General features: G+C 71.8%; 9 protein-coding genes. 4 read left to right on the forward strand and 5 right to left on the reverse strand.

Annotated features, from left to right (window positions below):
• Nucleotides 1-105: 105 nt before the first annotated feature.
• The 4 genes from MXD58_RS11650 to MXD58_RS11665 all read left to right on the forward strand — a co-directional run bounded on the left by MXD58_RS11650 (nucleotide 106) and on the right by MXD58_RS11665 (nucleotide 5,439).
• Nucleotides 106-2,301: a hypothetical protein gene (locus MXD58_RS11650; protein WP_248839918.1), complete on the forward strand. Its 2,196-nt coding sequence runs from the start codon at nucleotides 106-108 to the stop codon at nucleotides 2,299-2,301.
• 321 nt (nucleotides 2,302-2,622) lie between these two features.
• Complete coding sequence (gene rsmG, locus MXD58_RS11655) at nucleotides 2,623-3,438, forward strand: 16S rRNA (guanine(527)-N(7))-methyltransferase RsmG (protein WP_248839919.1); 816 nt, start codon at nucleotides 2,623-2,625, stop codon at nucleotides 3,436-3,438.
• A gap of 121 nt (nucleotides 3,439-3,559) precedes the next feature.
• Complete coding sequence (locus tag MXD58_RS11660; protein WP_248839920.1) at nucleotides 3,560-4,396, forward strand: ParA family protein; 837 nt, start codon at nucleotides 3,560-3,562, stop codon at nucleotides 4,394-4,396.
• On the forward strand, nucleotides 4,393-5,439 hold the full coding sequence (locus MXD58_RS11665; RefSeq protein ID WP_248839921.1) for a ParB/RepB/Spo0J family partition protein: 1,047 nt from the start codon (nucleotides 4,393-4,395) through the stop codon (nucleotides 5,437-5,439). Before MXD58_RS11660 ends, MXD58_RS11665 begins: the two co-directional genes overlap by 4 nt.
• Before the next feature lie 208 nt (nucleotides 5,440-5,647).
• Here the strand turns inward: MXD58_RS11665 and MXD58_RS11670 are convergent, their stop codons facing one another.
• The 5 genes from MXD58_RS11670 to MXD58_RS11690 all read right to left on the reverse strand — a co-directional run.
• Entirely contained in the window at nucleotides 5,648-6,286 is a 639-nt protein-coding gene (locus tag MXD58_RS11670; RefSeq protein ID WP_248839922.1) for a GNAT family N-acetyltransferase, read from the reverse strand.
• Between the two features lie 158 nt (nucleotides 6,287-6,444).
• Nucleotides 6,445-7,701 (reverse strand): N-acetylmuramoyl-L-alanine amidase, encoded by a 1,257-nt coding sequence (locus MXD58_RS11675; RefSeq protein ID WP_248839923.1) that lies wholly within the window; start codon nucleotides 7,699-7,701, stop codon nucleotides 6,445-6,447.
• 362 nt (nucleotides 7,702-8,063) lie between these two features.
• Complete coding sequence (trxA, locus tag MXD58_RS11680) at nucleotides 8,064-8,390, reverse strand: thioredoxin (RefSeq protein WP_248839924.1); 327 nt, start codon at nucleotides 8,388-8,390, stop codon at nucleotides 8,064-8,066.
• 43 nt (nucleotides 8,391-8,433) lie between these two features.
• On the reverse strand, nucleotides 8,434-9,471 hold the full coding sequence (gene trxB, locus MXD58_RS11685; protein ID WP_248839925.1) for a thioredoxin-disulfide reductase: 1,038 nt from the start codon (nucleotides 9,469-9,471) through the stop codon (nucleotides 8,434-8,436).
• 204 nt (nucleotides 9,472-9,675) lie between these two features.
• Nucleotides 9,676-10,420 (reverse strand): RsmA family anti-sigma factor (locus tag MXD58_RS11690; protein ID WP_518477841.1); only part of this gene is annotated, 745 nt, incomplete at its 5' end.

Below are 10,420 nucleotides of genomic sequence, written 5' to 3' on the forward strand. Positions count from 1 at the left end.
CGCCTGGCCTGCCGGCCTCCCGGCAGGCGGCGGCCGGACGCCGGGCGCTAGATTCGTTTCCGGGCGGGGCGTGGCCGTGCGCGCCAGGGCGATCGGGAGGGTCCGTTGCCGCCTGCGCCTGGCCCGCGATCGCGTTCGGCAGCGGTCGCCGCGCTCGTCGTAGCACTGCTGCTCGCCGGTCTGCTGGGCGTTCTGCACGTCTACCTGACCAGGCCGTTCTGGTATGACGAGATCTGGCGGGCACACTTCGTCAGCGAGCCAGCGCGGTCAATGTGGTCGGAACTCACGGTTGCCAACACCCCGTCGGCCTTCGGCTGGCTGGGGCTCACCCGGCTGTGCGGTGAGGTGTTCGGCTGGCACAGTTGGTCGCTGCGCCTGCCGGGGTTCGTTGCCCTGCCGCTGCTCGGCGCGGCCATGGTGCTGCTCGCCCGTCGGTTCGCCGGCACGGCGGCTGCTGTCATCGCGGTCCTCTGGCTGTGCCTGAACTCGACGCTGCTGGACCTGACCACCCAGCTCAAGCCGTATGCGATGGAGACGGCGGCGGCAGTCGCGATCCTGCTGTTGTGGATGGCCGGGCCCGCCGACACGGCCACGGGGGCCGCCGACGGCCCGACCGCCGCGCACGACGGTCTGGGCCGCTCACGCCTGGGCCGCTCACGCCCGGACCATCCGCGCCTGGACCGCGGGCGCCTCGTCCGCCGCACCTTGGCCGGGCTGCTGGCGCTGCTCGCCGTTCCCGGCATCTTCATGGTCGTCCCACTGGTGGCGGTGGAGCTGTGGCGTGGGCCGGCCCGGCGGTGGCGGCTCGTCGAGTGCCTGCCGGCGCTCATCCTGACCGCCGCGGACACCGTCGCTTTCATCGCACACCAGTCCAGCCAGCGCAACGGCGACTACTGGGACCGTCAGTTCCTCGCCGGCCGGGGCCCGTGGTCGGCGCTGCGCTTCGTCGCCGATCAGGTCCGGGAGACGGTGACCGGATCGGTCCCCGGCATCGACCGCTTCGATCCGAGCCTGCTGCACGGTGCGGTGCACGGCGGTCCGTTCGGTTCGGTACCCGCGCTGTTCGTCGCGGTTGCGGTCGCGGGGGCCGGGCTGGTCGGGATCGTGGTGCTCGCCCGGCGCCCGGACGGCCGGCTGCTGCTCGCCGCGCTCGGTGGGGCCGAGCTGATGATGCTCGCCGCGAGCGCCGCACGGTACTGGCCGTTCGGTCCGACCCGGACCAACCTGTTCGTCGTCCCGATGATCGTCATTGTGGTGGCAGTGGGCGCCGAGCGGGTGATCCGTCGGCTGGCCGTCGCGGCCGGCGCCCAATGGGCCCTTCCCGGCCCTGAGCTGGCCGCTGGCGACCCGAAGGCCGTGACCCTTACTCAGACCCCACCTGGACACGTGGACACTTGGTCACTATCCGATATATCCGGCAGTGATGTTGCTGCAGGTGATGGTGCGGAGACGACTCGTGACGCGGTGGTGTCTCCCCCGCCCGCGCCCGAAGGTGGGTCGCGGGGTCTCCGGGCACGGGCCGTCGTCCTCCTGCCGGTCGCCGGGCTCCTTGCGTGGTCCACGTGCGGGGCGCTTACCGTCGCCGCGTCGTTGTCGGACGGCACCGCGCTGTGGGATCACCGGGACCGGCTGCGCGGCCTCGACCGGATGGTCGACGCCGCCGTCGCGGCCCGGCAGGTAGCCCGGCCCGGTGATGTCGTCGCGGTCGGCGGCCGTCTCGCCCGGCCGGGCTGGCTGTACGCGATGGAGGCCAGCGACGACCGGCCCCGTGATCCGTCGGCTCTGCCGTCCGGCGACCCCGCCGGGACGCCGGACGCCGAGGCGTCGGCTGATCCACAGGCAGCCGTTCCGGCGGGGGTCGTCGATCATCCCGCCGCCGCCACCGCGGGCACACCGGTCCCGGCCAACCAGCGGCTCGGCGCCGTGCTCCCGCAGCCCACGCCGGTGCGGACGCCGCCCGCCACGACCGGACCCGATCGCGCGACCGAGCTCGCTCGGCGCGGCTCCGGTGATGCCGGCACGCCACCGCGGGTGGCTCGCGGCGACACCGTCTTCTTCGGCGGTGACGCCCCGCCGCTCGTCGCGGGACTGGCGGCCAGAGCCCACCCACCACGGCGGCTGGTGGTGTTCGTCTTCGACATCGAGCGGGCCGGCCTGGCCGGGCAGCTCGCCGCGCTGCCGCGAGCCGGCTGGTGCGCCGCCCGTGCCTGGTCGTTCCCGCTGACCGGCACACTCACCGTCTACGACCACTGCCCGGCACCGTCGCCGCGGCCCGCCGGATCGGCCGACGCGCTCCGCTGATCCCCGGCGCCGCCGCGCCGGCGTGGGATCGCCACGGCGGCGGGCGGACGAGGCGAACGGCAGGGGAATCCCGCTGGCGGGGCCGAGTCGTACGCCGTGCACGGCCGTCAGGGACGGGTCCGGGCAGCGCCTGCGGCGCGGCGAGGATGCTGGGCGGGTGCGCTGTTCTCTTCGAGCCCCATCCGTCCCCGCCGGCGCCGTCGCGGCCGCCGGTCATCCGCCTCGCCCGGCCGCCCCGTCGCTGACCGGAGGCCATCCACGTGGTTCGGCGTGGTTCGGTGCGGCACGCGGCCCGTCCGGACCCACCCGGGCAGGTGTGCGATGACCGACGAAGACCAGGCCCCCCGAGCGGGGGAGGTCCCGCCCGCCCCGCCAGTGGCCGCGGAGCTGTTCGGTCCGCGGCTCGCCGATGCCATCCGTTTCACCGAACTGTTGGCGACCGCCGGGGTCGAGCGCGGGCTGATCGGCCCGCGCGAGACCGAGCGGCTCTGGGAGCGTCACGTGCTCAACTGCGCGGTGCTCGCCGAGGCCGTCCCGGCGGATGTCGACGCCGTTGACGTGGGCAGCGGCGCCGGACTGCCTGGAATTCCGCTCGCGCTGGCCCGCTCGGACGTGCGGGTGGAACTGCTTGAACCCATGGAGCGACGGTGCCGCTTCCTCCAGGAGGTCGTCGACGAACTGCGGCTGACGGACCGGGTTTCCGTTCGGCGTGGCCGCGCGCCGGATGCCGGAATCGGCCCGGACAGTCGTAGATTCGGGGTAGCCGTGGCACGTGCGGTCGCCCCGCTTGAGCGGTTGGGCGCAATCCTCCTTCCGATGTTGCGACCGGGTGGTGTCATGCTGGCGATGCGCGGTTCGCGGATCCTGGAGGAGTTGCAGGACGCGCGCGGCAGTCTCGGAACCCAGGGTTGGCATCCGGTGGACGTCGTGGTGTGCGGAGAGGGTCGGGTGGCGGAACCCACCCGTGTCCTTCGCGCTGTGCGTTCCTCCCAGCCTCCCCGGGCCGAGAAGGGGAAAGGGCGCGGCGACAGTGAGCGGCACGATGACAGGCAGGCCGGACGAACGGCGTGGGACTCACGGCGATCACGAGAGATCGGCCGTGACCAACCGACGCGTGGACAGTCTCGTTCCACGTGAAACAGCGTTGACGGGTCGGGATGGATCCGCCGGTGGGGGCGCTCGGGGCCACGAGTCCACGATCCCCGCCCTGGATCCACTTGACCGGTCGACCCCGATCGGAGCGGCGGCAGCAGCGGCAGTGGAAGCCTTGGCGGCAGAACGACGACAACCATTCCCCCGTCCCACTCGGCGACGCATCATCTCCGTCGCCAATCAGAAGGGTGGCGTCGGGAAGACGACGACCACGGTCAACCTCGCCGCGGCCCTCGCCTCGCACGGGGTGCGGGTCCTGGTGATCGACCTCGACCCGCAGGGAAACGCCTCGACGGCACTCGGGGTCGACCATCACAGCGGGATCCCCTCGATCTACGAGGTACTGCTGGGTGACCGTCCGCTCGATGAGGTCATCGTCGAGTCGGGCGAGGCGCCGTCGCTGTTCTGCGCCCCCGCGACGATCGACCTCGCCGGCGCGGAGATCGAGCTGGTCTCGCTCGTCGCCCGGGAGAACCGGTTGCGGCGCGCGATCGCCGGCATGAAGCAGGAGGTCGACTACGTCTTCATCGACTGCCCACCGTCGCTGGGGCTGTTGACGGTCAACGCACTGGTCGCGGCGCGGGAGCTGCTCATCCCCATCCAGTGCGAGTACTACGCGCTGGAGGGCGTGGGGATGCTGCTGCGAAACGTGGAACTGGTGCAGGCCCACCTGAACCAGGAACTGCGCCTGTCGACGATTCTGCTGACCATGTACGACTCGCGGACGAGGTTGGCTGATCAGGTGGTGCAGGAGGTCAAGGAGCACTTCGGTGAGCGGGTGCTGAGCACCACGATCCCCCGCAACGTCCGGCTGGCGGAGGCGCCGAGCTACGGGCAGTCGGCCCTGACCTACGACCCGACCTCGCGTGGGTCGCTGTCCTACCTCGCGGCGGCGCGGGAGCTCGCCGAGCGCGGCTGGGAGCCGAACGGAGCATCGCGGTGAGTGCTCGGCGCAGCGGGCTGGGGCGCGGGCTCGGCGCGTTGATCCCGGTCGCGCCGCCGCCCGGCGAGGAGCGGGAGACGGCTCGTCCCAGCGCGCTCGGCCGCACCGAACACGGGAACTACCGCGACGGGAACTACAACGACGGCGACTACGCGGAACACGGCAGCGGCAGCCGCGGCCTGAAGGTCGGCGAGCAGCCGGGCACCGGCCCGACGGCTCTGCTCGGGGCGTACTTCCGCGAGATTCCGGTCGAGAACATCGTCCCCAACCCGCGCCAGCCCAGGACGCACTTCGACGAGGACGCCCTGGAGGAGCTGGCCGCGAGCCTGCGCGAGGTCGGCCTGCTGCAACCCATCGTCGTGCGCCCGGTGGGGCAGGACCGGTACGAGCTCGTCATGGGCGAGCGGCGCTGGCGGGCATCACAGGTCGCCGGCCTGACCGTGATCCCCGCGATCGTCCGGGAGACGGCCGACGACGCGATGCTGCGCGACGCCCTGCTGGAGAACCTGCACCGCCAGCAGCTCAACCCGTTGGAAGAGGCGGCGGCGTACGAGCAGCTCCTGCAGGACTTCGGCGCGACCCACGAGGAACTCGCGGGCCGCCTCGGCCGGTCCCGCTCGCATGTCACGAACACGATCCGGCTGCTCGGGCTGTCCCCTGCCGTGCAGCGTCGGGTCGCGGCGGGCGTGCTGTCCGCGGGGCATGCCCGTGCGCTGCTGTCGCTGCGGGATCCCGAGGCCCAGGATCGCCTCGCCACCCGCATCGTCGCGGAAGGGCTGTCGGTGCGTGCCGTCGAGGAGATCGTCGCGCTCGACGAGGAGGTGCCCCGCAAGCGGGCGCCACGTGGACCGCGGGCCGCCTCGCCGGTTCTCGCTCGTTTCGCCGACGAGCTGTCGGACCGTTTCGAGACCCGGGTGAAGGTCGATATGGGCCTGAACAAGGGAAAGATCACCGTCGAGTTCGCGTCGATCGAGGACCTGGAGCGCATCGTCTCGGCCATGTCCCCCGGTGGCGGCCAGGAACAGACGAACCCGGGGGGCTGACCGGCCCGCGAGGTGTCCCGCCCGCCGTGGAGCGTGCGGGACCAGGCAGCCGAGGCCGAAACGGCGCGATCGCCTCGGCGCCGACATCCTCGCGGAGGGCCGCGGCGGCCGGGTGACGACTGGCCGGCCTTCGTGCGTGCGCCAGCACGACCGCTCGCCAGCACGACCGCTCGCCAGCACGACCGCTCGTCAGCACGGCCGTGCGTGGTCAGGCCGGATTGCCGGCCTGACCGACCTTGCGGAGCACCCCCTCGGGCGTCATCGAGCCGAGCAGCCGTTCCAACGCGACCTCGACGTCCTCGCGCCAGCTCACCGCGTTCTTCACCTCGAGCCGCAACCTGGGCCAGCGGTGGTGCGGCCGCACCGTCTTGAAACCGACCGCGAGCAGGTACTCGGCCGGCACCACGCAGCGAGTGCCGGAATCCTGCAGATCACCGAAGGCCTCCACGGCGCGGAAGCCGCGGCGCAGAATCTCCTTCGTCACCGCCTGGGTGAGGATGCGCCCGAGCCCCTGGCCCTTGAACTCGTCGACGATCAGCGCCGTCATCAGCAGGACCGCGTCCGCCGAGACGGGACTGGTGGGGAAGGCCGCCGAGCGAGGCACGTAGGCGGGCGGTGCGAACATGACGAAGCCGGCCGGCACCTCGTCGATGTAGAGGATCTTTCCGCAGCTTCCCCATTCGAGCAGCGCCGAGGAGACCCAGGCCTCCTTCTCCAGATCGGTGGCTCCGGTCTCCTCCGCGCGACTGCGCGCTACCGGGTCGAGTTCCCAGAACACGCACCGACGGCAGGGCAGGGGCAAGTCGTCGATGTTGTCCAGGGTGATGTTCGCGATGCGACGGCTCATCTAACGGGCACTCCAGCGATCGACCACCGGGCCGCTGCCCGGACAGATCGGGAGGGGCAGCGTCATTCGGCTTCAGCCTAGGCGGGAAGGTCCCGGTCGAGGGTCGACGTTGATGCCCGTTTCACGTGAAACCTCTCTCCCGCCGCCACCTGGACGGGTCAGGCGCGTCCCGCGAGTCGGGGAACGTGGAGCTGACCGGTCGGAGCGTCCATCTCGGGCGGGAGGAACAGTCGCTGGGTCGCCGCTAGGACTGCCTCGGCCACCGCGGCTCGGAACTCCACCGAGCCCAGCGCCTGCGCGTCGTGCTCGTTCGTGAGATAGCCGAGATCCAGCCGCACGGTCGGCATCCGGGTGCGGCGCAGCAGATCCCAGACCTTCGGATGGGTGCGGCAGTCCTGCAGGGTCGTCCGGGAGACGATCTCGCGCTGGACGAGCTGGGCGAAGCGTTCGCCCATCGCCGACGTCCCGCGGGCGTTGCCGTAGTAGTAGGCGGACACGCCCTGCGCGCTGGCGGACAGACTGCCGTCCGCGTGCAGCGAGATCAGCAGGTCCGCTTCCAGGGCGTTGGCGCGGGCCGCACGCTCGGTCTCCGAGGGGGACTCGTCCGGACCGTGAATGAGGTGCGTCTCCAGGCCGGAGTCGAGGAGCCGGGTGGACAGCCGGGCGGCGAGATCGGCCATCAGGTCCCGCTCGCACAGGCCGTTGCTGACGATGCCGAGGTCGTCTCCGCCGTGGCCCGGGTCGAGCGCGACGATCACTCCTAGCAGGGACGTGCCGCGGGCCAGCATGCGGACCGATTCCCGCAGGACGTCGGGCCGACCCCCGGTGACCGTGCGGCGCAGCCGCGCCAGCTCGCGCAGCGTCACCGGACCACAGCGGCCGTCCGTCTCCAGGCCGCGATTGCGTTGAAAGTCCCGCACAGCGCTCTCCGTGCGCGGGCCGAAGATGCCGTCGGTGCGGCCCACATCGAAGCCCATGTTGGACAGGCGCTCTTGCAGGGCCGCGACATCGTCGCCGACGAAGGGATGTGCGGCGCTCAGGTACAGGAGTCGATCGCCGAGATTGTGGCGGGCCTCCTCGAGCGCGCGCGCGGTGTCGGGGCCCAGAATGCCGTCGACCGAAAGGCCACGACTTTGCTGGAACGCCCGCAGCGCGTTGTCGAGGTCGCGATCGAAACGGTCGGGCGAAGCCGCGCCCGCGGCCGGCGGCTCGGCCGCGGGCGATTCACCACCGGACACGCCGCTCGCGGTCTCCTCGCCGACGGCAGGCACCGCAGGGGCGAGTTCACCGGCTGCGGCGGACTCATCCTGTTCTCGGCCTTGCCGGGGGGTAGCTGGGAGAAAACCGAGATAGGTCAGGGCCGCCCGGACGTCGGCGACTTTGGAACCGTGGTCTCCCAGCCGCAGCAGCTTCACGAAGATGAACCTTTCAGCTTGGCCACCCCAGGGTGTTCTCCGGTGAACCGGAGACGGGTCCGCCGCATCGACGGACTGCCACCGACTGACGATTGCTGGATCTCAAGCCTAGGCCATGCCCAGGTGGTCCCGACCGGTCAGGAACGGGAACCTGCCGCATTGACCGTTCACGGCCGGCTCGTCCCGCCGTCGCGTGGAGGTCGCGGGGGAACGGGCGTCAGAAGGCCGACGGCGGACGTCGACCGACCGGGCCGGCACCGGCCCGTGAAACGCCGACGGCCCGCCGGCTGGACGCGGCGGGCCGTGGGAGACGGTCGGATCCCGGGGGACGCGCGCCCCCCGGGATCCGACCGGACTCTGGTTCAGATGTACTGCTGCAGGTCGCGCAGAAGCGCTGCCTTCGGCTTCGCGCCGACGATGCTCTTGTCGATCTCACCCTTGACGAAGACCGCCATGGTGGGGATCGACATGATCCCGTAGGCGCGGGCCGTCTCCGGGTTCTCGTCGATGTTCAGCTTCACGACGCGCAGTTTGTCACCGTGGGCCGCGGCGATCTCCTCAAGGACCGGCGCCACCATCTTGCACGGGCCGCACCACTCGGCCCAGAAGTCCACCAGAACCGGGACCTCGCTCTGGAGGACCTCGGCCGTGAAATTGCCATCGGTGACCGGTGCAGTACTGCCTGCCATGGCTTGCTCTCCCTGCTGGATGTGGTGGTGGGGTGAAGGTCGATCAGGCGGACTGCGGCTGCGGCGCCCGGGGCGCCTCGATCGCCGCCTCGCCGGCGCTCTCGAGGGCCGCGACGAAGCGCTCCGCGTCCAGCGCCGCGGAACATCCGGTGCCGGCCGCGGTGATGGCCTGTCGGTAGGTGTGGTCGACGACGTCGCCGCAGGCGAACACGCCGTCGATGTTCGTCCGGGTCGTGGGATGCGCGACCTGGACGTAGCCGTCTCCGTCGAGGTCGAGCTGGCCGCGCACCAGTTCCGTGCGCGGCAGGTGGCCGATGGCGACGAACAGGCCGGTGACCGCAAGGTCCTCGGTCTCCCCGGTGACCAGGTCCCGCACCCGGACACCGGCGAGCTTGTCCTCGCCGAGCAGCTCGACCGTCTCGGCGTTCCACCGGAACTTGATCTTCTCGTTGGCGAACGCCCGTTCCTGCATGATCGCGCTGGCGCGGAGCTTGTCGCGACGGTGGATCACGGTGACGGACCGGGCGAAGCGGGTGAGGAAGGTCGCCTCCTCGATCGCGGAGTCGCCGCCGCCGACCACCGCGATGTCCTGGTCCCGGAAGAAGAAGCCGTCACAGGTCGCGCAGGCCGACACCCCGCGCCCGAGCAGCCGGTCCTCGTGCTCGACGCCGAGCTTGCGGTAGGCCGAACCGGTGGCGATGATGACCGTGCGCGCGAGAAACGTCTGGTCCTCGACCTTGACGATCTTCGGCGTGGCGGTCAGGTCGACCTCGGTCACGTCGTCGGGCACCAGCTCGGCGCCGAACCGCTCGGCCTGCTTGCGCAGGCTCTCCATCAGCTCCGGGCCCTGGATGCCCACGGGGAACCCGGGGAAGTTCTCGACCTCGGTGGTGTTCATCAACGCGCCACCCGCGGCGACCGCGCCCTCGAAGACGAGGGGGCGCAGGTTCGCGCGGGCCGTGTAGATCGCGGCCGTGTACCCTGCCGGCCCCGACCCGACGATGATGACGTCGCGCACGTCGTCGCCGGACGGCTGGCCGCCATGTCCGGTGACTTCTTGGACCTGCTGCTGGGCTGTCACACCCGCTCCTCTCACGCCACGCGGTCCGCCGACGGCCGGCGGGCCGCATGGCGGCCTGCCGGCCTCGGTCGTACCTCGGGATCTGGTCTCGCCGGATGGGCCGAAAACCGTGTCCGACAGCGACAACGGACTTCGGCCGTGTCTGATTCCATCCTGTGCCCGGCAGTGCCGTGGATCCAGCCGGCAGCCGTGATCGTGGTCACGCTACCCGCGGACGGCGGTGGCGCTGTAGAGCGGCGTCGCGGACGCGCTGGTCATGCCGCACTGGGCGTCGACGACGACGAGACGCGCGGCCGACGGCCGCATCGGGACGGACAACACGATCAGGATGGCGGGCTCCTCGTCGAAACGGGCCCGGTCGATGGCGAGAATCCTCCCGCCGGTCATCGCGAGCACGCTCTGGTAGCAGATGCGTAGCTGCGGTGTGTCCAGCAGCGCGCGCAGCCGGCCCGCGGCGGCGGCGGCCATGGCCGCCTGCAGCGACCTGGCGCCCCCCTGCGCCGCCTGTGTCCCCTGCGCCGCCTGGGTCCCCTGCGCCGCCTGTGTCCCCTGCGACATGGCGGAGACCGCGGAGGTCGGCTGGGCGGCCGCTGACCGCGTCCACGGGTCGATGAGCTGCAGCGCAAGCGTCTGGGAGCCCTCCACCCGGCCGCGCAGGAGCTCCGAGGCGTGGCGCATCACGTCGGCCTGCACGAGGCTCGCCCGGGAATCGGCCAGCGTCGTCAGGTCGGATCGCGCCGACCCGTGGACCGCCACGGCCTCCTCGGCCGCGGCCGGCGTGCGACCCGCGTCGGGCAGAGTCTGCGCCGAGCCGCCGCCCCGCAGGCCGTAGACGGCGAGCACCGCCGTCCCGAATGCCATGAAGGCGACGCACACCGCCGCGATGGACAGCCAGTCCCGCCGCGGTGGTGTGGGCGCGGCGGCGGCGGTGGCCGGGACGCCCCCGTGG

Origin of the sequence: Frankia sp. AgKG'84/4 (assembly GCF_023242965.2) — a bacterium.
Classification (GTDB): domain Bacteria; phylum Actinomycetota; class Actinomycetes; order Frankiales; family Frankiaceae; genus Frankia.

Coding starts and splice junctions, on each gene's coding strand:
- MXD58_RS11670 (WP_248839922.1), bottom strand. CDS start 6,286: ATGAGCCGTCGCATCGCGAACATCACCCTGGACAACATCGACGACTTG.
- rsmG (WP_248839919.1), top strand. CDS start 2,623: ATGACCGACGAAGACCAGGCCCCCCGAGCGGGGGAGGTCCCGCCCGCC.
- trxA (WP_248839924.1), bottom strand. CDS start 8,390: ATGGCAGGCAGTACTGCACCGGTCACCGATGGCAATTTCACGGCCGAG.